This is a genomic window from Frankia sp. R43, assembly GCF_001306465.1.
Lineage (GTDB): Bacteria > Actinomycetota > Actinomycetes > Frankiales > Frankiaceae > Parafrankia > Parafrankia irregularis.
The window spans coordinates 283,182-305,020 of record NZ_LFCW01000002.1 but is presented as its reverse complement, the minus strand read 5'-3'; the positions used below and the strand labels follow the sequence as shown (position 1 = coordinate 305,020).

Sequence of the window (21,839 nt, the reverse complement as noted above, 5' to 3'; positions counted from 1 at the left end):
CCCTCATGCGTTCGCGGCTGTTCACGCCGTTGCCGGGCGCCGCGGTGCTGGCGCGCATCCCGCTGCTGCCTATGGATGGCGGTGACGGAGAGGGCCGCGGTCTGGACCCGTTGGTGGTCGAAGGGATCACGCTCACCTCCCGCGGGGCTGTTCCCTCGGTCCTCGGCACGTCCGGCGCCGGGCGCCTCGCGGAGACTCTTCGCGCCTTTGACCGTCGGGCACGGCTGCGTCCGACACCGCGAGCCGTGTTCGCTGGTGTCCAGAGGGTGGTCGTCGGCGAGCGTGGCTGCGCGCTGCGTCTCGACGGCGATCACCGCCCCCGCAGCGGCCCGAGCCCGGTATCGCTGACCGCCCTCGCCGACCAGCTCATGGACGTTCCCGGAGTGCTGGAGCGACTCACGTTCACGACGAACAACCTGGTCCGGCGCCGGGGCCAGCGGTTCGAGCACGAGCAGCAGCCGCTCGGTGCGGGCACACCGCAGCTTGTGACCATCCGTGCAACCGCGGCGAGTGCCCTCGTCCTGCGGTCATGTGAGCAAGGGGCCCGGTACAACGCTGTCAGCGCCGCCGTCGGTGTGCGCTGGCCGGCCGTCCCGGAGCCGACGCTGCGCGGCATGGTCATCGAGATGACCCGTCAGGGGTTCCTGCTGACCGACCTACTGCCCATCGACCTGGGCGACGATCCTCTCCTTCATCTGCTCTCCCGCCTGCCCGACGGCTGCGACGTTCTCGGCCCGTTGGAAGATCTCCTATCCCGCCTCCACGCCGCTGACCTGCTCCCCTTGGGGTCAACGCCCCGTCTCGCGGCCCTGGCCGCCGCGCGGGAGGCATCCGCCCGCATCTGCGGCCAGGACAACCCGCTGTGCGTGGACGTCGCCGCCGACGCGGCCATCACCGTGCCGCGCGCGCTGCTGGAGGACGCCGCCGAGGCCGTCAGCGTGCTGTGGATGATGAGCTGTACCAAGCCCACGCTCGCCGCCTACCACGCCCGTTTCGTCGACCGGTGGGGCCACGGCCGGTTCGTCCCGCTCGTCGATGTCCTCGATCCGGTCATCGGGTTGGGGGCTGAGGGCATCGAGACCAGCATCGAACCCGCGGACGTGCCTGCGGAACGACTCGCGGTCCTCGCCGCTCTGCTCGGTGACGCGACCGCCCACGGACGGACTGAAATCATCCTGGACGATGCCACCGTTGCCGCGCTCGCGGTGCCCGGCACCGACCCACCGCCGCCAGGCGCGGAGGCGTACGCCCGTGTTCTCGCCGTCTCCGAGGAGGACCTGGCCGCCGGCCGGCTGCACCTGGCGCTCTACGTCGGTGGCACCCAGGACGCCGGGTCGAGCGCCGGCCGGTTCACCTCGCTGCTTCCGGGTACTACGCCGCGCGTGGCCGACCCACCAGCGGGCGCGCTCGTCGCGGAGGTGGTGGCCCGGCCCCGCATTCCGGTGCTGGCGACAATCGCCCCGCCGACCGGTGTCGCCCCGATCCGTATTCCCGTCGGGTTCCCCGCCCGGCCAGGTGATCTTCGCCTCGACGACTTGCTGCTCGTGGCCGACGCTACGCGCCTCACACTCTGGTCCCGGGATCGCCGCTGTCAGGTCATGCCGGTCCTGAACTCGCGGATCGGGCCTCGCTACCTACCGGCGGAGGCCCGACTACTGGCGCTGCTGAGCCGGTCCGGGTGCCGCCCGTGGCGCCTGTTCTCCTGGGGGTCGCTGCGTGACACCGCGTTCCAGCCACGGGTGCGGTACCGGTCGACGATTCTCGCCCCTGCGCGGTGGCGCTTGCCGAGGCCGCTGACAGACGCCGCGCGCGACATCGCGGCCTGGCCGGCACATCTGCGCTCTTGGCAGACGTCCACCGTCCCGCCGCCTCCGACCGTGGTAGTCACCGACGATGACGAACGGCAGCTCCCGCTCGACCTCGACGATCCGCGGGACGTGGAGCTGCTGCGCCGCTATGTACGACGCGGCCTGCGGGCCATCACCGAACAGCCCGGCGGCGACGGCACGGTCCAGGACGTCGTAACCGGGCGGTCCGGTCGCCATCTGCTCGAACTCGTCATCCCGCTCGCCGCCACGGCGCCCCCGCCGACCCCGACTCGTCCGCGCATCGCGCTGCCTCGGCCAGCGAGGGCCGGGCACTACTTGCCGGGTGGCCCGTGGTTGTCGCTCGCGATCGGCGCACCGGCGGCCCAGCACGACGAGATCCTCACCGACCTCGCCAGGCTCCTCCCGCGCATGCGCGGCATGTTCGACCGCTGGTTCTGGCTGCGCTACCGCACCAAGGCCCTCGGCCCACACCTGCGGGTCCGCTTCCACGGGGTCCCGGCCGTACTCGGCGGCGAACTCCTGCCCGAAGTCTCCCAATGGGGCGCGAGTCTGGTGACGGACGCTCTCGCCCACGGATTCAGCGTCGAGCCCTACGACCAGGAGATCGAACGCTACGGCGGCCCGACAGCGATCGAGGCAGCCGAGGACGTCTTCGCCGCCGACAGCGACCTGGTTCTCGCCATGCTGACCGCGGCCCATGAACCTGATCAGCGGCTCGTTATGGCCGCGCTGACTGCGGCGACGGTGGCACGCGCACTCGCCAACGGTGATCGCACCGCGCTTGGCCGGCCTCGCCTCGACCGGGCCGCCCACCGCCGCCTCGCCGATCTGCGCCGTCTCGTGAACGACGCGGCCCGTGACGGCACAGCCGCCCTCCCCCCATCCCACCCTGCCTGGGACGTATACCTGAATGCACTGCACGCGTATCATGATCGTCTGCCCGCCGACCGGCGCGCGGACTGCGCGTCTTCTGTGTTCCACATGCACGCCAACCGGCTCCTCGGGGACACCGCCCAGGAGCGGCTCGCCAGGGTTCTGGCTACCAACCTCCTCGCCCGCGAGACAGCATCGTGGTGACCAGCGATGCACTGGGCGGCAACGCTGAGCAGCAATGCCTTGCCGTCGCCGAACGACTGCTGCGTCCCGAGACCGTCACGGCCGCTCTCCCGGCCGAGGCCGCGGGCAGTCTCGCTGACGGCCTGCCTGGAACGGCGCTGCTCCACGCTCGGCTGGCAGTCGTCCATCCGGATTTCGCGACGGCAGCAGCGGACCACTGGACCCATGCCGCCCGCCAGACCCCGCGAGACCTTCACCGCACGGGCGTGTTCCACGCCGGTGCTGGCCTGGCCGCGTCGCTGATCATCGGTGTGTCCTACCTCCCGGACCCGACCAGCCACGCCACGAGCACGGCCAGGGCCGCCCGCTGGCTGTCCGCACAGGCCGTCGCCCTCGCCGAGCATCACCGCGCAGCCTTCGCCCACGGAGCGATGGACACGCCCTGGCACGTCTACGACGTCATCACGGGGCTCGCCGGGACCGGCAGGGTCCTGCTCGCCGCCCACCGATCGGGGCACGCCGCCGCCGAGCCGGGGCTGGTGGCCGCGCTCACCACCCTCACGAAGCTGATCAACCACAGGGCCGGAAGCCGCCCCGGCTGGTGGCTGCCCGCCGACCGCCACCCAGAGGCCGTCACCGCGCACTCCTCGGGCGCGGCGACCACGGGCATGGCCCATGGGATCGCGGGGCCCCTCGCGTTCCTCGCCACCGCGCACCTGGCCGGATGCACCGTCGCCGGTCAACGTGACGCCATCACTCACGCCGCCGCATGGTTGCTGCGCTGGCGTGACGAACACACCGGGACCTGGCCTCCGCACATCACCGGCGATGACCTCGACGCCGGCCACGCCGCCCCGCCAACCGGACGCGCCGACGCCTGGTGCTACGGCATTCCCGGCATCAGCCGCGCGCTCTCGCTCGCCGGCCAGGCCGCCCAAGAACCCGCAGTGGAGGAGGCCGCCCGCGACGCCTTACGTCTCCTCGCAGAACGGCCGGGCTGCTGGGATGCCGAAGGGCCAACCCTCTGTCACGGATATGCCGGCGTCCTCCGCTCCGCCGGCGCCATGCACAGCACAGTTGTCGCCGAGCACGCCGCGGCCGCCGTTGCCGACGCGTTCGACCCCACGCGCCGCTTCGGCTTCGCCCACGTCGCTGGCAGCATCGCCACCGACCGGCCCGGTTTCCTCACCGGCGCAGCCGGAACGGCGCTCGCGCTCGCCGAGCATGCCGCCTTCCCCGTTCCCGAGGATCTGCGCGCGACTTGGGACGTCCTGCTGCTGTTGTCCTGACCCCGCCTGATATGGCGGTCAGGCCGAACTGACCGTCATTTCAACGTCCGCGGACGTATGTTTTCGGCCTGCGGCGCCAGCTCTCCGTACCAGCACCCGCGATTCCCACGAATGTCTGACCTCGGTCACCGACAGATCCTGCCGAGCGCGTCGGCCAGCGGCAGCGAGGCCAGCAGGCCTGCGCTGGCCAGGTCGCACCCGACCATCAGCCGCCGGCGGTCGACCCGGTCGGCGAACGTGCCCGCGACGAGGCCGAACACCAGGTAGGGCAGCGCCCCCAGTGCGGTGAGCAGCGCCGTCCACGCCGCCGAACCCGTCGGGTCGAACACCAGTAGCGGCAGCAGGACCGTCGTCACCGCGGTGCCGGACAGTGAGGACGTCCGCGCGCACCAGAAACGGACGAACACCGAGTCGCGGCGCAACAACACCGTCGTGCAGGGGGAGCCCGTGGCCTCGGGGGCACCGGGCGTCGGCACGGCTATGCCGTCACCCCTTCCGGGCGGCGGCGGTGGGCGGGGCGGACAGCAGCTCGTCCACGAACAGGTCCCGTGGGGCGCGACACCACCGACAGGTACGCGCGAGCGCCGTGTGCTCGGGCGTCAGCAGAAAACCCGCGCTCTCGTCGAGACGGCGGGCCGCCTCGTCCAGCAGACCCGCGGGCACATCGAAGACCCGCTCGCACACCCGGCACCGGACGTGCAGGTGGGACTGGCCGGCCACCACCTCGGACAGGTGGAAGAAGGCCGCGCCGCGGTCACCGTGCACCTGGACGACGAGGCCCAGCTCTTCCAGCCGCTCCACAGCCCGGTACACCGTCGTCAGGTGCAGCCCGGGCGCGGTCGCCACGGCCCGCCGGAACAGTTCGTCGATGCCGAGGTGCTCCGAGGTCCCCGCCAGCACCTCCAGAATCGCCCGCCGAGCCCTGGCGACCCGTCCGCCGCGGCTGCGCAGTTCCGCGACACCGGCCTGCGCCCGACCCGCTGGCTTCCCCGCCGGCGGCGAAGTCGGATGCGGCGCGACGCGGACGGGATGTCGACCCGTCACGGCACCGCCCGCGCACACGGAATCCGCTCCGGCCCGTGGTGCCCGTGGTCACTCGGACCCGCGAGACCGCCGACCACCGGAAGCGAGGACACGACCACACGCAACATGGTTGCATGTCGAGCCGACAAGGGTCGCGGATGGTTCGCGACCAAACGCCCTACGTGGCGGTTTCCACAAGGCGCGACCATCTCAACACCCCCTGACAGGATCCTCTAGTTTGCAGCTGCGAATCATAGGCAACTACTGTTCAGTCGCAGGCTGACCGAGGGGAGCAGGATCCGTGGGAAGCGTCCCTACCGACCCGATGGCCGCGTGCCTGCCGGTGGCGATCGAGATCATGACCGCGTATACCGACTCCGCCAGCGACCCGGCGTTCTTCTGGACCGCCGTCCAGCGTGTGATGGCCGACGGAGCCGACCGCGCCAATCCCGCCGCGGCGATGGCGGAACTCGTCCTCGGCCTCGCGACCCTGTGCGGGATCACCCTCGACCATCTCGCGGACCGCTCCGCGCCCGAGACCGGGCCGCGGGATCTGCTCGCCGCGATCCGCAACGCCTACGTCACCGATCCCGTCTGACGCCGATCGCGTCGGACACGTCCGCCTCGTCGGACAGCCCATCCACACCACTCACAGCAAAGGACATCACGTGGCCGTGTACACGTTGCCCGATCTGCAGTACGACTACGCCGCCCTCGAGCCGGCGATCAGCGGCCAGATCATCGAGCTGCACCACGACAAGCACCACGCGACCTACGTCGCCGGCGCGAACACCACCCTGGAGAAGCTGGCCGAAGCCCGCGACAAGGGCGACTTCGGCGCCATCGTCGGCCTGGAGAAGACCCTCGCCTTCAACGTCTCCGGCCACATCCTGCACTCGATCTACTGGCAGAACCTCTCCCCCGACGGCGGCGACAAGCCCGACGGCGCCCTCGGTGACGCGATCGCCGAGTCCTTCGGCTCCTTCGACAGCTTCAAGGCCCAGCTCACCGCCGTCACCACCACCGTCCAGGGCTCCGGCTGGGGCATCCTCGCCTACGACCAGCTCTCCGGACGTCTCCTCGTCGAGCAGGTCTACGACCACCAGAGCAACGTCGGCATCGGCAACACCACGCTCCTCGCGTTCGACGCCTGGGAACACGCCTGGTATTTGCAGTACAAGAACGTCAAGGCCGACTACGTCACCGCACTCTGGGACATCGTCAACTGGGCCGACGTCGCCACCCGCTACACCGCCGCCAAGCAGATCGCCTCGGTCTGACCCTGCGTAGGGTCCTCGCGGCCGGGTGGGTAACACGGACCACCCGGCCGGCACGGGGCGTTGCTCTCGCGGAAGCCGCCACTGCCGCGTACGGCTGGTCGGCCCGGCGACACGTTCGAGCACGACGGCCAGCGCACGAAGCGTGAGGTGCGAGTGGTCACGCCCGGACGGCTCGGACACCACCGAGCTACGAGCCCTCCGTCACGGACGGCGGGCCAGATGCGACAGAATCGCACCTGTGACGATCTCCTCGACGGACACCGACCTCCTGGTCAGGTGGGACGCGGCAGCGGGTGCCGCCGGTGACATGGCGCTCGGCGCCCTCCTCGACGCCGGCGCTCCGCTGGACGCCGTACGCGGGCAGCTTGACCTGCTCGGGCTCGACGGCTGGTCCCTGGACGTCGAACCGGCGACGCGCGGAGGCCTGGCCGGGACCTACGCGCGGGTGCGGGCGCAGATCGGCCCCGCGCACCGCCACTACTCGTGGATCCGCGATCATCTGTCCGCCGCGCCACTGGCGCCCGGTGTCCGGTCCTGGGCACTGCGGATCTTCGCGGTGCTCGCCGAGGCGGAGGCGCACGTCCATCGCATCGAGGTGGACCGCGTGCACTTCCACGAGGTCGGCGCCCTCGACGCGATCATCGACGTGGTCGGCGTCGCCGCCGCGCTCGACGCCCTCGGCGTGGCCCGCGGTTCCTGCTCCGGCATCGTCACCGGCTTCGGGATGACCTCGGCCGTGCACGGAACACTGCCCGTGCCCGCCCCGGCCGTCGTTGAGATCCTCCGCCGGAGCGGTATCCCGTCCACCCCCGGGGATCTCGCCTTCGAGCGGCTCACCCCGACCGGCATGGCGATCATCGCCGCCACCTGCCAGGCGACCGGCACCATCCCGCCCGGGGTGGTGCCGCCGCAGATGACGGTCGAGGCGGTCGGCTACGGCGCCGGTACCGCGGATTCCGCCGGAACACCGAACCTGCTGCGAGCGGTCCTGTGCCGCGAGGTCCAACGCCCAGCGCCCGCCGACGACGTACCTCCGGCAGCACGCAGGCCAGAGGCGGCTCCCGCCATTCCGACGGCGTCGCACGCCCACTGACACAGGCATCTGGCTGCGGCCGGCTTCTGCCAGGTGCGCGGAGAGGTCACCGCGGAGAGGTCACCGCGGAGAGGCGACCGGGTCCGAATCCAGCATGGCACCGCGCAGGAAGGCCGCCGGATTCGCGGACAGGTCCAGCGCGGACGCCGGCGCTCCCGCGTGGACCAGCAGGTCCCCCAGTGCGGCGATCATGACACCGTTGTCCGTGCACCGCCGGGGCGCGGGCACCCTCAACCGCACGCCCGCGGCCTCGCAGCGCCGGGCGGCCAGCGCACGCAGCCGACTGTTCGCCGCCACGCCCCCGACCACCAGCAGATCCCGCGCGCCGTGGTCGACACAGGCACGCACCGCCTTCGCGGTCAGAACGTCGACGACTGCCTCCTGGAAGGACGCCGCCACGTCGGCGAGCCGCGCGCCGACGGGAGCGCCGTGGCGCTCCGCCCACCGGGCCACCGCGGTCTTCAAGCCGGAGAAGGAGAACGTGTAGGGCGCGTCAGCCCGGCCGAGAAGCGGGCGGGGGAACGCCACCGCGCCGGCGTCCCCCTCGCGGGCGGCCCAGTCGAGCGCCGGGCCGCCCGAGTAGGGCAGGCCAAGCACCCGCGCCACCTTGTCGAAGCACTCGCCGGCGGCGTCGTCGAGAGTGTCCCCGAGGTGCACGATCGGGTCACGGGCGAGATCCCCCACCAGCAGCAGGGATGTGTGCCCGCCCGACACGATCAGTGCCACCAGCGGGTTCGGGAGGGGGCCGGCGTCGACGACATCGGCGGCGAGATGGCCAGCCAGATGATGCACCCCGTACAGCGGGACGCCCAAGGCGAGCGCGTACGCCTTCGCCGCGGCGAGCCCCGTCTGCAGCGCCGTGGCCAGACCGGGCCCGGCCGTCACCGCGACCGCGCCGACCTCCGTGACGTCGAGCCCCGCGGCCGTCAGCGCCTGCGCGACGCATGGCACCAGCGCGTCGACATGGGCCCGCGCGGCGATCTCCGGGACAACACCGCCGTAACGGGCGTGGCTGCGCATGCTCGACGCCAGCGCGTCGCCGAGCAGGACACCGTCACAGACCAGTGCCACCCCTGTCTCGTCGCACGATGTCTCGATGCCCAGCACGACCGACATCGCTCGTTTCCTCCGTGGGACGCGCAGGGCCGTTCGCCCGTACCAGCCGTGGGACCACGGCTGGTACGGGTTCAGATGCAACTCTGTCGCAGGTGAGGCTACGCTTCCACCGTGACCGCGAACGCGCCGGATACCGCCGACGGCGGGCAGGCTGTCGGCGATCTCGCCGCCACCCGCCGATTCTTCGGACCACTGGCCGCGTCCTGGGAACAACCCGGGCAGCCGGACGAGGCCCTGATCGACTGGGCCGTGAGCGTGATCGGGGTCCGGCCCGGCGATGTCGCCCTCGACGTGGGGTGCGGCACCGGCCGGGCCCAGCCGGCGCTGCGCGCGGCCATCGGCCCGCATGGGCGGGTGGTGGGCCTCGACGTCACCGAGGAGATGCTGCGCACCGCGGCGAGCCATGGCCGCGGCCGGATGGCCGACCTGGTTCTCGCCGATGTCTGCCGGCTCCCCGTCACAGACGGGTGCGTGGATGTCGTCTTCGCCGGCGGGGTTCTGCCGCACCTGTGGGAACCGGCACTGGCCGTGGCGGAGTTCCGCCGCGTGTGCCGGCCGCACGCCACCCTGGCGGTCTTCCATCCACTTTCCCGCCTGCAGCTAATCGAGGTGCACAGCGGCCTTGACGCCCAGGACCACCTGCTCGCTCCGCGGCGGCTCACCGCGCTGCTCGGCGCCGCCGGGTGGCACACCACGCAGGTCCTCGACCTTCCGGACCGCTTCCTCGCCGTGGCCTCGACCTCAGCTGCCGCTAGGGCGGGCAGACCCACCAGATGACCGCCAGAGGTGCGGCTGGCCGCCGGGCACGGTCGCACGGAACGGGTCGACCGCTACCCGGCTCCATCCAGCGACGTTCCTCCGGCCTGAGGCACCCCACCAGCCTGGGCGCACTGAGCACACAGACCCGCGAGCGCCGTGTGGTCGGCCAACAGGACGAAGCCCACGCTGTCACGCAGCCGGCGCGCGGCGTCCTCCAGCAGGTCCGCGGGCACGTCCACGATCCGCTCACAGACCCGGCAGCGGACATGCAGATGCCGCCCACCGGCCAGGGACTCGGCCAGATGGTAAAAGGCCGGACCGTGGTCGGTATGCACATGCGTGACCAGCCCCAGCTCACCAAGCGTCTCCATCGCCCGGTACACCGTGGTGCGATGCAGCCCCGGGGAGATCTCCAGCGCCCGGCCCAGCACATCGTCGACGGACAGATGCTCCGGCGTCGCGCTCAACACCTCCAGGATCGCCCGCCGGGCCGGCGTGACCCGCTCACCGCACCGCCGCAGGGCCGCGATTCCCGCACCGACCGGACCCTTCCCGCTATCCACGTCAGGTGACGTGATCAGACCGCCTCCACTCACTGAAACCGGACCTCCACCGACATCAAGGCCATCCTCCAGCAGCCGCCTTCCGACCGGAACCCGCCAGGCCGAGACCAACGGCAGGCACGACCAGCCGAGCGCATATGCAACAGTGTTGCATGACCCTGCTGCCCATCCGCACCCTCGGCGACCCGGTCCTGCGCACCCCGGCCGAGCCGGTCACCACCTTCGACACCGCCCTACAGCGCCTGGTCGACAACATGATCGAGACGATGTACGCCGCGCCCGGCGTCGGCCTCGCCGCACCCCAGATCGGCGTCGGCCTGCGGGTGTTCGTCTTCGACACCGAATACGACTCCGACGACATCACCGTCCCCCGCCGGCCCCTGGTCGTCGTGAACCCCGTCCTGGAAACCGGCCCGGACGAGCAGCACGGCTCCGAAGGCTGCCTGTCCGTGCCCGGCCACGCCTACCCGACAACCCGGTCCGCCACCGCCACCATCCGCGGGTTCGACACGACCGGCGCCGCGATCACCTACCAGGCGGGCGGCCTGCTCGCCCGATGCTTCCAGCACGAGACAGACCACCTCGACGGCACGCTCTACATCGACCGGCTCACCGGCGAGGAACGCCGCACCGCCCAGGCAGCGCTACGCAACGGTATAGGGGCCACCCGCCCCGTCCCCTCGATATTCCGCGGGGCGCGGACCCGGGCCCGCGGCCCTGTCACCGTGGGCGAGGCCCAGCCGAGGCAGGCGGAAGGACACACCCACGGAACATCCTGATACCGACCAACCGCTGCCGGAGAGCCACCGGTTTCCACGATGCGGACCGACCGGGCCCGGTGAACGGCGCGTTCAGACCGACCCGGTCGAGGAAGCGGTCTGACCGCCAGTCCAGCGATCCTCGATCCGACCGAAATACCAGACGGCCAGCGCGAGAGCCCAGGAAACGAAGAAGAGACCGACAATGGCATAGCCGGCGTAGTCGAGGTTGATGTCGGCGATCCAGGCCAGTGGCCCGGACTCGATACCAAGCCGGTCAGCGAGGACCCCGATGAGCTCGATGGTTCCGATGACAAGCGCGACGATCACCGAGATCGTGGTGATCGTCAGGTTGTAGAAGACCTTGCGCACCGGACGGGCGAACGCCCAGCCGTAGGCGGCGTTCATGAAGACACCGTCGATCGTGTCCATGAGGCACATACCGGCGGCGAACAGGATCGGCAGCACCAGAATCGAATAGAAGGGCAGGTCGAACGCCGCCGCACCGCCGGCCAGCACAAGAAGACCGACCTCCGTGGCCGTGTCGAACCCGAGCCCGAACAGCACCCCGATGGGGTAGATATTCCACGGCCTGGTGACCGTCTTCGTCAGGCCACCCAGGAACCGGTTCATGAAGCCGCGGGAGTCGAGCCGTCGCTCCAGCTCCTGCTCGTCGTAACGGCCCCGGCGCATCTCACGGAACACCCGCACGATGCCGATCAGGGCGACAAGGTTAAGGATCCCGAGCACCCAGAGGAAGACCCCGGAGACCGACGGGCCGATGACACCGGTGATCGTGTGCAGCCGGGACGAGTCGTCCTCGACCGGGCCGACCAGTGACTTGACACCGACCGACAGCAGGAACGCGAGCACGAAGACGATCGTCGAGTGGCCCAGCGAGAACCAGAACCCCACCGACAACGGCTTGCGCTGCCCGGTGTGCCCTTCCGCCTCCCGGGCCGCGTTGTCCGCGATGAGCTTGCGGGTGGTGTTGTCGACGGCCGCGATGTGGTCCGCGTCGAAGGCGTGCCGCAGGCCGAAGGTGTAGGCGAGGACACCGACTCCGGCCGTGAAGACGGGATGGTCGCCGCCGAGCTGGTAGTCGTGCGGCGTGACCCGGGCGAACAGGACGACGAAACCGACCACGTGCAGCAGGACGATGAAGCCGCCCATTCCGGCGAGAGAGCGCCTGTCTGTGGACGTGAGGCTCAGCCGGAACTGAGCCAGCCGCGCCCCGAGCGTCGGATCCACGGTGCCGGGCGCCGGATCAGCCACGTGTCATCTCCTCGTTACGGAACTCGGATCATCAGGCACGGGACCGGAACCCGACCCACTAGGCCCGCGGTCACCCCGTGTGCCCCGTCGGGAGAACCCATCCGTTCAGCGACGCGTACACGGAGCCGCTGCGCTGGGGTTCCGTGCGATCAAGCCAGACGCGCGCCCAGCCGGAGGGTGCCGCCCGCCGGCCGGTCAGTGCGGCCAGAATGCAACTATCTCCCTATTGCGAAGATCTTGCAATAAGGTCCGCGGTGGGAGCTCCGCGCCTCTGTCCGGCAGTCGTCTGCCCATACGCGACCTCGCGGAGGATGTCGGCCCTCATGGCCACCAGCCGCCCCGGCGGGACTGCCGAGCCGGATGGGAACGCCACTCACCGACACGATCGAACAAATCCGATCGTCCACAGCGCTCAGAAGTCCTCGTCGAAACTGACCGTGCCGGTGATGCCGACCTGGTAGGACGAGACGCGCCGCTCGAAGAAGTTGGACAGCTCCTGCACGTCCTGCAGCTCCAGGAACGGAAACGGGTTGCTTGATCCGTACATCGGCGGGAAGTCCAGCTCGGCGAGCCGGCGGTCGGCGACGTGCTCCAGGTAGCGGCGCATGTCCGGAACGGTCATCCCGGCGACCCCGCCGGAGAGCAGGTCCGTGGCGAATACCGTCTCGGCGTCGACCGCGTCGACGAGCATTCTCCGCACGTCCGCCTCGAATTCGTCGTCGACCAGGTCTGGTTCTTCCGCCCGCACGGTGCGCACGACGTCGAACGCGAACGCCATGTGCATGGACTCGTCGCGGAAGACCCAGTTCGTGCCGGAGGCGAGCCCGTTCAGCAGGCCGCGGGAGCGGAGGAAGTAGACGTAGGCGAAGGCGCCGTAGAAGAAGAGCCCCTCGATGCAGGCGGCGAAGCAGACGAGGTTCAGCAGGAACGCCCGGCGGTCGGCGCGGGTACGCAGGGCGGTGCGGTGGTGGACTGAGTCGATCCAGCGGTAGCAGAAGTCGGCCTTGGCGCGGATCGACGGAATGTTCTCGACCGCGGCGAAGGCGCGCGCCCGCTCCTCGGGGTCGGGGAGGTAGGTGTCGAGGAGGGTCAGGTAGAACTGGACGTGTACCGCCTCCTCGAACAGCTGGCGGGAAAGGTAGAGCCTGGCCTCGGGTGCGTTGATGTGCCGGTAGAGGTTGAGCACCAGGTTGTTCGCGACGATCGTGTCGCCCGTGGCGAAGAAGGCCACCAGGCGGTTGACGAGGTGGCGCTCAGCTGGGCTGAGCCGGGCCAGGTCGGCGAGGTCGGAGTGCAGGTCGACCTCCTCCACAGTCCAGGTGTTGCGGATCGCGGCCCGGTAGCGCTCGTAGAAGTCCGGGTAGCGCATCGGGCGAAGGGTGAGGTTCATGCCCGGGTCGAGCAGCATCCGTCGGCCGGCGGTGACCGCGCCGGCAACAGTCGCCGCCACGACGGTGGCGGATGTCATGGCCGCGGGGGTTGAAGGGGCGACGCGGGCGGGAGCGGTGGTCACTGGCAGGCCTCGCAGATCTCGGGGTTCTCCAGGGAGCAGGCGAGCGCCGCAGCGTCGGCGTCCGGCGTTTCCGGTTCCGGTGTCCGGGCGGCTCGTGTGCCGGTGACTGTCGCCTGCTGGATGCGGGTCGCCGGTCGCGAGCGCAGGTAGTAGGTCGTCTTCAGCCCGCTGGCCCAGGCGTGGGCGTACATGGAGGACAGCCGGCCGATGGCCGGGTCGGCCATGAAGAGGTTCAGCGACTGGCTCTGGTCGATGTACGGCATCCGGGCGGCCGCCATGTCGATCAGCGCCCGCTGCGGCAGCTCCCAGGCGGTGCGGAACACCGCGCGGATCTCGGAAGGCAGTTCCTCGATGCTCTGCACCGACCCCTCGGCACGCTTGATGCGGTCCCGGACCGGGGCCGTCCACAGGCCTCGCCGGCGCAGTTCCTCGACAAGGTAGGTGTTGATCTGCAGGAACTCGCCGGACAGGGTCTCGCGCTTGAACAGGTTGGACACCTGCGGCTCGATGCACTCGTAGCAGCCGGCGATGGAGGCGATCGTGGCGGTGGGCGCGATCGCGATCAGCAGGCAGTTGCGCAGCCCGTGTTCGGAGACGGCGGCCCGCAGTCGTTCCCAGCGTTCCGGCTGCGACGGCGTGACGTCGAAGTGGTCCGGGTGCAGGACGCCGCGGGCCGCCCTCGTCTCGGCGAACGCCGGGTGCGGCCCGTACTCGCGGGCCAGCTCGGCCGAGCGTTCCATCGCGGTGAGCGCGATCTCCTCCGCGATCAGGGTGGACAGCTGGCGGGCGGCGGGGCTGTCGAACGGCAGGCGCAGCGCGAAGAAGACGTCCTGCAGGCCCATGACGCCCAGGCCGACCGGGCGCCACCGCGGGTTGCTCGCCGCGGTCTCCGGCGTCGGGTAGTAGTTGATGTCGATCACACGATCGAGGAAGGTGACCGCGGTCCGGACGGTGGCGCGCAGCCGTTCCCAGTCGATGCGCCGCCCGGCACCCGCGGCGACCGCGACGCCCGCCCCCTCCGGCGGCAGCAGGTGCCTGGCCAGGTTGATCGAGCCCAGGTTGCAGACCGCGGTCTCGCTGTCGGTGGAGACCTCGAGGATCTCGGTGCACAGGTTCGACAGGTGGATGACGTTGCGCGGGTCCGCGGTCTGGTTACCGGTCCGGTTCGCGGCGTCCTTGAACGTCATCCAGCCGTTGCCGGTCTGCGCGAGGGTGCGCATCATGCGGCCGTACAGGTCTCGGGCGCGCACCTGGCGGACGTACCGCCCCTCCCGCTCGGCCGCGCGGTAGGCGTGGTCAAACTCGTCCCCCCACAGGTCGGGCAGCTCGGGGACCTGGTCGGGGTCCATCAGCGACCAGGTCTCGTCGGCCTGCACGCGGCGCATGAACTCGTCCGGGATCCAGTGCGCCAGGTTGAGGTTGTGGGTGCGCCGCGCGTCCTCCCCGGTGTTGTCGCGCAGTTCGAGGAACTCCTCGATGTCCGGGTGCCACGGCTCCAGGTACACGCAGGCGGCGCCCTGACGCCGCCCGCCCTGGTTCACCGCGGCCACCGATGCGTCCAGTGTGCGCAGCCAGGGGACGATGCCGTTGGAGCGGCCGTTCGTGCCGCGGATCAGCGCGCCGCGTGAGCGCACCCGGGAGAAGGCGATCCCGATGCCACCGGCGAACTTCGACAGCCGGGCGACCTGGGAGTACCGCTCGTAGATGGATTCCAGCTCGTCGCGCGGTGAGTCGAGCAGGTAGCAGCTCGACATCTGGGAGTGCGCGGTCCCGGAGTTGAACAGGGTGGGCGAGCTGGGCAGGTAGGCGAGCGAGGACATGAGGCGGTAGAGCTCGGCGGCCTCGGTGACGTCACGGGCCAGGCCGCAGGCGACCCGCAGCAGCCAGTGCTGCGGGGTCTCCAGAACCGCGCGGGTGTGCGGGTGGCGCATCAGGTATCGGTCGTAGACGGTGCGCAGGCCGAAGTACTCGAAGCCGTGATCGGCGGCCGGGTCGACCAGGGCGTCCAGCTCGGCGGCGTGGGCGGCGACGAAGCGCGCGGTGTCGTCACCGACCAGCCCCAGTTCCAGCCCGAGTTCGATGCCGGTGCTGAAGGAGGTGACGCCGGCGCCGGCGGCCTCGTCGGCGATCACGGCGGCCAGCAGGCGGGCCGCGAGCCGGGAATACTCCGGCTCCTCGGCGATCAGTTCGGCGGCGGTCTGCACCGACAGCCGGTCCAGCTCCTCGGTGGTGGCCCCGTCGTAGAGGCCGCCGATGGTGCGGGTGGCCACCCGCAGCGGGTCGACCCTGGTGAGGTCCTGCGCGCACCGGGACACCGCGGCGACGATGCGGGTGACGTCCACGGGCTCCAGGGAGCCGTCGCGGTGGCGCACCCGCATTGTGTGGTCGGCGGAGGGCGGAGCCGAGTCGGTCAGGGTCACCTGGGATGTTCTCCTCGCGGCCGGTCGGACGCTGCCCGGCGGGACTGTGAGGGATCAGGAACGGCGGCGGCACGAGGTCGGGCCACGCCGCCACGGACATGGCGGTATGGCACTCAGGTGCGGCTCGCGGATCCCGGTCTCCCCTCGAGACCGTCGGACCGCCGCGCGCGGGTGCGCGCGGCGCGCTGGCAGGTCTTCGGACTCGCGGGCACCCGCCTTCTCCGGCGGACCTACTGGCCGTCGCTTCCCAGGAGCACGCTCCCAGTGCCTGTGACGGCGGTCGTTCCCACTCACCGCTGCGGGGCAGCCCCGGACTTCCACCGGGTTCCCTCTTGCGACGACCGGCCGGACTTGCCGGCCAGCCGAACCAGCTGCGGCGCAGACGCTACATGTGCGAATCACATCTGTGCAAGTAGCCCACATGTTGTGTCCCTGCCGACGTGCCGCTGTCAGGCCGAGGCGGGTGGGTGCTACGCGCGTACCCGCGCGGAGGACCGCCCGCGGCACCGCACGGCGCGATCAGCGTCTTCCGCGCCGGCCAGGAGGCGGCCGAGCGCCTGGTTAGGCTGGCGGCTGTGGACAAGGCTGTCGCGGGGGCCCGGCTGCGCCGTCTGCGGGAGGGCCGGTCGCTGAGCCAGGCGGATCTCGCGCGGCTGCTCGCGATCTCCCCCAGCTACCTGAACCAGATCGAGCACGGCTCCCGCCCTCTCACGGTGCCGGTGCTGATGCGGATCACCGAGACGTTCGGGGTGGACCCGGGGTTCTTCGCCGCCCAGGACCCGGCCCGTCTGATCGCGGAGCTGCACGAGGTCTTCGCCGAGGTGACCCCGGAACTCGCCGTGCCGGCGGCCGAGCTGGCACGGCTGGCCCGCGACACCCCCGGGGCCGCCGAGGCCGTCATCGCGCTCTACCGGCGCTACCGCCAGACCTCCGAGCACCTGGCCGCCGCGACCGGTCCCGCAAGCGGTGCGGCAGGCGGATCCGTGGGCGGTGCGGCGGGTGATTCCGGCTACGTCCCGCACGAGGAGGTCCGGGACTTCTTCTACCGGCGGCACAACCATGTGGCCGAGCTGGAGGAGCGCGCCGAGGTCCTGGCCGCCGAAATCGGCGTGCGGCGGGGGGAGGTCCGCCGGGCGTTGGCCGACCGGCTGCGGGACGCGCACGGCGTGCGGCTGGCCCGGCTGGACGACAGCTCCATCCCGGCCGGCGATCCCCGCTCGGCTCAGGCGTCCGATCTTCATCGTTACGACCCCGCGGAGCGGGTCCTGCGCCTGGCCGGGCATCTGCGTGCCGGCCAGCAGGCGTTCCGGATGGCGACCCAGCTCGCGTTCCTGGAGCACGACGAGCTCCTCGACGACCTCGCTCGGCCCGTGCAACCGCGGGCGCGGGCGCTGACCCGAATCGGCCTGGCGAACTACTTCGCGGCCGCGCTGATCCTGCCCTACGGCGAGTTCCACCAGGCCGCCGAGGCGTTCCGATACGACATCGAACGGCTCGCCGACCATTTCGCGGTGGGATTCGAGACGGCCGCGCACCGACTGAGCACGCTCCAGCGTTCGGCCGCGCCCGGGGTGCCGTTCTCGTTCGTCCGGGTCGACCGGGCGGGGAACATGTCCAAGCGGCAGTCCGCGACCGGCTTCCATTTCTCGCGCGGCGGCGGGACGTGCCCGCTGTGGACGGTCTACCTGGCCTTCTCCGCACCGGGCACGGTGCAGCGCCAGGTCGCGTCCATGCCGGACGGCCGGCGTTATCTGTGGATCGCACGGACGGTCACTCGCGGCCGCGGCCGATGGGGCGCGCCGGGCAAGATGTTCGCGATCGGGCTGGGCTGCGAGATCCGGCACGCGCCGCGCCTCGTCTACGCCACCGGGCTCGACCTGGACGACCCGGCGGCGGCCACCCCGATCGGTGCCGGGTGCCGGGTGTGCGAGCGCGACGACTGCGCGCAGCGCGCCTTCCCCCGCCTCGGGCACGACCTGGCCGTGACCGAGGACCGCAGCACCTACGTGCCCTACCCCGTGCTGCCACGCTGAGGCCCGGTCCACGGGCTCTCCGGGACCGACAACCGCCCCGCCATCGACCGCTGGCCGTCAGCCGCCGGGACCTGCGCCGCCAACCGATTGACGATTGATATATCAGATGTCAGAGTAGATCCCGGTCGTCCTCGTACGTCCAGATGCCGAACCAGCGGCGGTTCGGTCTCCCGGAACCTGTCTCGCCTGTGCCCCGTGACCTCGCCTGGGGAGGCGGGGCCGGCAGATCGAAAGGTGGTCCGCATGTGCCGACAGGAAGCCCCCACCGCGGCGACAACGGCTGTCGGCCCGTGACCGCACTCCCGGCCACCGCGGACGACTCCCGCCTCTTCCGCGAGGCGATGGCGTCCTTTCCGAGCGGGGTCACGATCGTGACGACCGCGGACGCCGAGGGCCGCTGGTGGGGCTTCACCGCGAGCTCGTTCTGCTCGGTCTCGATGGATCCGCCGCTGGTGCTCGTGTGCCTCGCCGCGACGGCGCAGTGCCACCCCGCGTTCGAACAGGCGTCCCGGTTCATCGTGCACGTCGTGCCGCCGGCGCACGCGGCGCTCGCGGTCCGTTTCGCCACCCGCGGCGCGGACAAGTTCACCGACGCGGGATTCCGCCCCGACGAGCAGGGCCTGCCGGTGCTCGACGAGGCCTGCGTGACACTCGAGTGCGCCGCCCATGAGGTGCACCCGGCCGGCGACCATTCGATCCTGATCGGCCGGGTCACCCGGACCCGCCTCGGCGAGGATCCGCCCGCGGTGTACTTCCGCCGCCGTTTCCACCGGATCGGCGACGCGACCTGAGCAACATCATCATGTTCTGATATACCGTGGATTCCGTGTCGGCATCTGAGCGTTCTCCCCTGGGAGCCTCAGCCCTGGGCGGCGCGGCAGAGAACGCGCTGACGTCGCCCTCCGGCGCGGGACCGGACACCGCAGGGGGTGTCCGGCGCCTGCGCCTGGGCGCGACCGCCCGTGACCGGGTGGCCGACGTCCTGCGCGACGAGATCATGACCGGCCAGCTGCGCCCGGGGTCGCGTCTCGACCTCGACGACACGGCCTACCGCCTCGGTACCAGCCGGACGCCGATCCGGGAGGCGTGCCTGGCCCTCCAGCATGAGGGCCTGGTCCGGATCGCGCCCCGCAGCGGGATCACCGTCGTCGGCCTGAGCCGCCGGGACGTCGAGGACAACTTCGCCCTGATCTCGATGCTCTCCGGAGCGGCGGCGGCGTGGGCGGCGCAGCGCATCTCCGCCTCCCAGCTGGCCCAGGTGCGGCGGCTGGCCGGCGACGTCCGGCACGCGGTCGAGCAGGGCGGCGATCCGAGGACGGCTAACTTCTGCTTCCACCGGGCCATCAACCGGGCCAGTGACTCCGTGCGGCTGATCGCGCTGATCCGTCAGACCGGGCGCATCGTGCCGTGGTCCTTCTTCGACCTGGTGCCCGAACAGGTCGGCTGCGCGCTGCGGGAGCACGACGACATCGTCGACGCGCTCGCCGCCGGCAACGCCGCCCGTGCCCGCAGGGTCTCCGAGGAACACGTGATCAACGCCGGCGAGCTGCTGGTGGCCCGGATGTTCGACGCGGAGCCAGGTGGTACCGGCCCCGCGCCCAGCACCGGACCGACCGGCGGCTGACCGGCGGGGCCGGCCGCGGGGCTATCCCAGCGTCCGCCCGGTCCGGCGTTCGATCTCGCCGGCCTGTTCCAGGACCGTCTCGGCGAGCTTGACGTGCGCGGCGTCGACCAGCTGGCCGTCGACGCCGGTCGCCCCGAGGCCGCGTGACTCGGCCTCCCGGTACGCCGCCAGGTTGCGGCGCGCCCGGACGACCTCCTCGACGCTGGGGGCGAACACCTCGTTGGCGATGTCGATCTGCGAAGGGTGGATCGCCCACTTGCCGTCGAAGCCCAGCGCGGCGGCCCACCGGGCCTCCCGCTCGTACCCGGCGCCGTCCTTGTAGTCCGGGAACGGAGCGTCGATCGCCCGCAGGCCACCGATGCGCGCCGCCGTGAGGATCCGCAGCCGGGCCCCGTGCCAGAAGTCGCCGGGGTAGGGGTCGCGCGGCTGGAAGTTGGTGTCGACCCGGGCCCGCTGCGAGACCGACAGGTCACCGGCACCGAAGATGAGCGCGTCGAGTCGCGGGCTGGCCAGCGCGATCTCCTCCGCGTGCGCCAGGCCCGCGACGTCCTCGATGAGCACCTCCAGCCGGATCCGCTTCGCCAGCCCGATCGTCTCCTCGAGCTGGGTGAGCAGGGTGTCGACCCACCAGACGTCGCGGGCGGCGGTGACCTTCGGGACGATGAGCGCGTCGAGGTTCTCCCGGGCTCCGGTGACGATCTCGATGATGTCGCCGTAGGCCCAGCGGGTGCTGATGCCGTTGATCCGCACCGACCGCGCGGTCGCACCCCAGTCCAGCTCGTTGAGCGCCCGGACGGCCTTGCCCCGGGCCTCCTCCCGGTAGGCCGGGGCGACCGCGTCCTCCAGGTCGAGGAACACCAGGTCCGCGTCGGAGGCCGCCGCCTTGGCGAACATCCGGTCGTTGGTGGCCGGTGTGGCGAGCTCGGACCGCCTCAGCAGCGATCCCGGTCCGGGGGTCACGTCCGGCACCGTGGCCGCTCCTTCCGTGGACAGGCCGTCGGGCCTGGTTCCGTTCGTCATCTCAGACGATCCCGCGGGCGCGCAGGTCGTCCACCGCGGCGGGCGACAGGCCGAGCACCTCGGCGAGCACCTCGGCGGTGTGCTCCCCCAGCCGTGGGCCCAGGCTGTCGACGCGGCCGTCGTGGCCCGAGAAGCGGGGCACCGGCGCCTGGACGAGCATCGAGCCGAGCTCGGCGTCGGGGACGCGCCGGAAGACCTCCCTGGCCTGGACCTGGTCGTCCGCCAGCAGGTCGACGACGTCGTAGACCGGTGCCGCGGCGATCTCGTCGCGTTCGAACACCGCCATCGCCTCGTCCAGGGTCTGGCCGGCGACCCACTCGGCGACGACCTCGTCGACCTCACGGGCACGGGCGAGACGGCGCACCGGGTCGGCGAAGTCCGGGTCCTCGGCGAGGTCCGGGCGGCCGATCGCGCGGAAGACCCGCAGCGCCACTGTCGGCGCGCTGCCGGACATCGCCAGCCAGCGCCCGTCCTTGGTCTGGTAGGTGTTGCGCGGCGCGGAGATGTCCCAGCGGTTGCCCGACCGCCGCGCGACGACACCGAGCTGGTCGTAGGCCAGGACGGACTGTTCGAGCAGGCGGACCAGCGGGTCGATCAGGTTCACGTCGATCAGCTGACCGCCCGCCCCGTGCACGTCGCGATGGTAGAGCGCGGTCATCACCGCGTAGGCGGCGTTCAGCGAGGCGACACCGTCGGCGAGCATGAACGGCGGCAGGGTCGGCGGTCCGTCACCCGGGCCCGTGACGTGCGCGAAGCCGCTCATGGCCTCCCCGAGGGTGCCGAAGCCCGGCCGGCTCGACTTCGGCCCGCTCAGCCCGAAGCCCGTGACGTGCAGCATCACGATCCGCGGGTCGAGGGCGCGCAGCCGGTCGTAGTCGAGGCCCCAGCGGCGCAGCGTGTGCGGGCGGGCGTTGGCGATGACGACGTCGCAGGACGCGGCGAGGCGCCGGGCCAGCTCCTGCCCGTCAGGCAGCCGCAGGTCGACGGTGACCGACCGCTTGTTACGGCTGACGCTCTTCCACATCAGCCCGACGCCGTCCTTCTGCGCCCCCCAGCCGCGGATCGGGTCGCCGCCCTGGGGCTGCTCCAGCTTGATGACGTCCGCTCCGAACTCGCCGAGGTAGGTCGCCACCAGCGGCGCGGCCGCGAGCGAGGCCATGTCGAGGACCCGCAGCCCCGAGAGCATGT

At 71.4% G+C, this 21,839-nt stretch carries 19 protein-coding genes and 1 riboswitch; of the genes, 10 read left to right on the top strand and 9 right to left on the bottom strand.

Annotated features, from left to right (window positions below):
• Positions 1-5 precede the first annotated feature (5 nt).
• A complete protein-coding gene (locus ACG83_RS08845) occupies positions 6-2,906 on the top strand; it encodes a lantibiotic dehydratase (RefSeq protein ID WP_054565687.1) in 2,901 nt (966 codons plus the stop codon).
• Positions 2,900-4,174, top strand: a complete 1,275-nt coding sequence (locus ACG83_RS08840; protein WP_054565686.1) for a lanthionine synthetase C family protein — start codon at positions 2,900-2,902, stop codon at positions 4,172-4,174. The genes ACG83_RS08845 and ACG83_RS08840 overlap by 7 nt, the downstream gene beginning before the upstream one ends.
• Positions 4,175-4,299: 125 nt before the next feature.
• Here the strand turns inward: ACG83_RS08840 and ACG83_RS08835 are convergent, their stop codons facing one another.
• Together ACG83_RS08835 and ACG83_RS08830 are read right to left on the bottom strand one after the other, a co-directional pair.
• Positions 4,300-4,650 carry an MFS transporter gene (locus ACG83_RS08835; RefSeq protein WP_054565685.1) on the bottom strand — a complete coding sequence of 117 codons (351 nt, stop codon included), beginning with the start codon at positions 4,648-4,650 and terminating at the stop codon, positions 4,300-4,302.
• Positions 4,651-4,660: 10 nt separating this feature from the next.
• A complete protein-coding gene (locus ACG83_RS08830) occupies positions 4,661-5,218 on the bottom strand; it encodes a Fur family transcriptional regulator (RefSeq protein WP_083473106.1) in 558 nt (185 codons plus the stop codon).
• A gap of 280 nt (positions 5,219-5,498) precedes the next feature.
• On the opposite strand from ACG83_RS08830, the gene ACG83_RS08825 reads away from it, so the two are divergent.
• The 3 genes from ACG83_RS08825 to ACG83_RS08815 all read left to right on the top strand — a co-directional run bounded on the left by ACG83_RS08825 (position 5,499) and on the right by ACG83_RS08815 (position 7,570).
• Positions 5,499-5,795, top strand: coding sequence for a hypothetical protein (locus ACG83_RS08825; RefSeq protein WP_054565683.1), 297 nt, complete (start codon positions 5,499-5,501; stop codon positions 5,793-5,795).
• 70 nt (positions 5,796-5,865) lie between these two features.
• Positions 5,866-6,477, top strand: coding sequence for a superoxide dismutase (locus tag ACG83_RS08820; RefSeq protein WP_054565682.1), 612 nt, complete (start codon positions 5,866-5,868; stop codon positions 6,475-6,477).
• Between the two features lie 238 nt (positions 6,478-6,715).
• Complete coding sequence (locus ACG83_RS08815; protein ID WP_054565681.1) at positions 6,716-7,570, top strand: LarC family nickel insertion protein; 855 nt, start codon at positions 6,716-6,718, stop codon at positions 7,568-7,570.
• Between the two features lie 60 nt (positions 7,571-7,630).
• On the opposite strand, the gene tsaD is transcribed toward ACG83_RS08815, so the two are convergent.
• Positions 7,631-8,686 (bottom strand): tRNA (adenosine(37)-N6)-threonylcarbamoyltransferase complex transferase subunit TsaD, encoded by a 1,056-nt coding sequence (gene tsaD, locus ACG83_RS08810; protein WP_054565680.1) that lies wholly within the window; start codon positions 8,684-8,686, stop codon positions 7,631-7,633.
• 111 nt (positions 8,687-8,797) lie between these two features.
• Here tsaD and ACG83_RS08805 point away from each other — a divergent pair, with 111 nt between their 5' ends.
• Positions 8,798-9,463: a methyltransferase domain-containing protein gene (locus ACG83_RS08805; protein WP_054565679.1), complete on the top strand. Its 666-nt coding sequence runs from the start codon at positions 8,798-8,800 to the stop codon at positions 9,461-9,463.
• Positions 9,464-9,516: 53 nt separating this feature from the next.
• Here the strand turns inward: ACG83_RS08805 and ACG83_RS08800 are convergent, their stop codons facing one another.
• A complete protein-coding gene (locus ACG83_RS08800; protein ID WP_235497799.1) occupies positions 9,517-10,008 on the bottom strand; it encodes a Fur family transcriptional regulator in 492 nt (163 codons plus the stop codon).
• Between the two features lie 152 nt (positions 10,009-10,160).
• On the opposite strand from ACG83_RS08800, the gene def reads away from it, so the two are divergent.
• Positions 10,161-10,787, top strand: a complete 627-nt coding sequence (def, locus tag ACG83_RS08795; RefSeq protein WP_054565677.1) for a peptide deformylase — start codon at positions 10,161-10,163, stop codon at positions 10,785-10,787.
• A 72-nt stretch (positions 10,788-10,859) separates the two neighbouring features.
• Here the strand turns inward: def and ACG83_RS08790 are convergent, their stop codons facing one another.
• From ACG83_RS08790 to ACG83_RS08780, 3 genes are all read right to left on the bottom strand, one after another.
• Entirely contained in the window at positions 10,860-12,041 is a 1,182-nt protein-coding gene (locus ACG83_RS08790) for a HoxN/HupN/NixA family nickel/cobalt transporter (RefSeq protein WP_054565676.1), read from the bottom strand.
• A 412-nt stretch (positions 12,042-12,453) separates the two neighbouring features.
• Positions 12,454-13,509 (bottom strand): ribonucleotide-diphosphate reductase subunit beta, encoded by a 1,056-nt coding sequence (locus ACG83_RS08785; RefSeq protein ID WP_054566510.1) that lies wholly within the window; start codon positions 13,507-13,509, stop codon positions 12,454-12,456.
• 41 nt (positions 13,510-13,550) lie between these two features.
• Entirely contained in the window at positions 13,551-15,932 is a 2,382-nt protein-coding gene (locus ACG83_RS08780) for a ribonucleoside-diphosphate reductase subunit alpha (RefSeq protein WP_083473210.1), read from the bottom strand.
• Between the two features lie 232 nt (positions 15,933-16,164).
• A riboswitch (cobalamin riboswitch) is annotated at positions 16,165-16,308 on the bottom strand.
• A gap of 241 nt (positions 16,309-16,549) precedes the next feature.
• Here ACG83_RS08780 and ACG83_RS08775 point away from each other — a divergent pair.
• From ACG83_RS08775 to ACG83_RS08765, 3 genes are all read left to right on the top strand, one after another.
• Positions 16,550-18,007 carry a short-chain fatty acyl-CoA regulator family protein gene (locus ACG83_RS08775; RefSeq protein ID WP_054565674.1) on the top strand — a complete coding sequence of 486 codons (1,458 nt, stop codon included), beginning with the start codon at positions 16,550-16,552 and terminating at the stop codon, positions 18,005-18,007.
• A 341-nt stretch (positions 18,008-18,348) separates the two neighbouring features.
• Positions 18,349-18,798: a flavin reductase family protein gene (locus ACG83_RS08770; protein ID WP_054566509.1), complete on the top strand. Its 450-nt coding sequence runs from the start codon at positions 18,349-18,351 to the stop codon at positions 18,796-18,798.
• Positions 18,799-18,833: 35 nt separating this feature from the next.
• Positions 18,834-19,631, top strand: a complete 798-nt coding sequence (locus ACG83_RS08765) for a GntR family transcriptional regulator (RefSeq protein WP_235497795.1) — start codon at positions 18,834-18,836, stop codon at positions 19,629-19,631.
• 21 nt (positions 19,632-19,652) lie between these two features.
• Here the strand turns inward: ACG83_RS08765 and ACG83_RS08760 are convergent, their stop codons facing one another.
• Together ACG83_RS08760 and ACG83_RS08755 are read right to left on the bottom strand one after the other, a co-directional pair.
• Positions 19,653-20,651 carry a CoA ester lyase gene (locus ACG83_RS08760; RefSeq protein ID WP_083473104.1) on the bottom strand — a complete coding sequence of 333 codons (999 nt, stop codon included), beginning with the start codon at positions 20,649-20,651 and terminating at the stop codon, positions 19,653-19,655.
• A 1-nt stretch (position 20,652) separates the two neighbouring features.
• Positions 20,653-21,837, bottom strand: a complete 1,185-nt coding sequence (locus ACG83_RS08755; protein WP_054566506.1) for a CaiB/BaiF CoA-transferase family protein — start codon at positions 21,835-21,837, stop codon at positions 20,653-20,655.
• Positions 21,838-21,839: the final 2 nt, after the last annotated feature.

Coding starts and splice junctions, on each gene's coding strand:
- ACG83_RS08755 (WP_054566506.1), bottom strand. CDS start 21,837: ATGCTCTCGGGGCTGCGGGTCCTCGACATGGCCTCGCTCGCGGCCGCG.
- ACG83_RS08785 (WP_054566510.1), bottom strand. CDS start 13,509: ATGACATCCGCCACCGTCGTGGCGGCGACTGTTGCCGGCGCGGTCACC.
- ACG83_RS08845 (WP_054565687.1), top strand. CDS start 6: ATGCGTTCGCGGCTGTTCACGCCGTTGCCGGGCGCCGCGGTGCTGGCG.
- def (WP_054565677.1), top strand. CDS start 10,161: ATGACCCTGCTGCCCATCCGCACCCTCGGCGACCCGGTCCTGCGCACC.
- ACG83_RS08770 (WP_054566509.1), top strand. CDS start 18,349: ATGGCGTCCTTTCCGAGCGGGGTCACGATCGTGACGACCGCGGACGCC.
- ACG83_RS08780 (WP_083473210.1), bottom strand. CDS start 15,932: ATGCGGGTGCGCCACCGCGACGGCTCCCTGGAGCCCGTGGACGTCACC.
- tsaD (WP_054565680.1), bottom strand. CDS start 8,686: ATGTCGGTCGTGCTGGGCATCGAGACATCGTGCGACGAGACAGGGGTG.
- ACG83_RS08760 (WP_083473104.1), bottom strand. CDS start 20,651: ATGACGAACGGAACCAGGCCCGACGGCCTGTCCACGGAAGGAGCGGCC.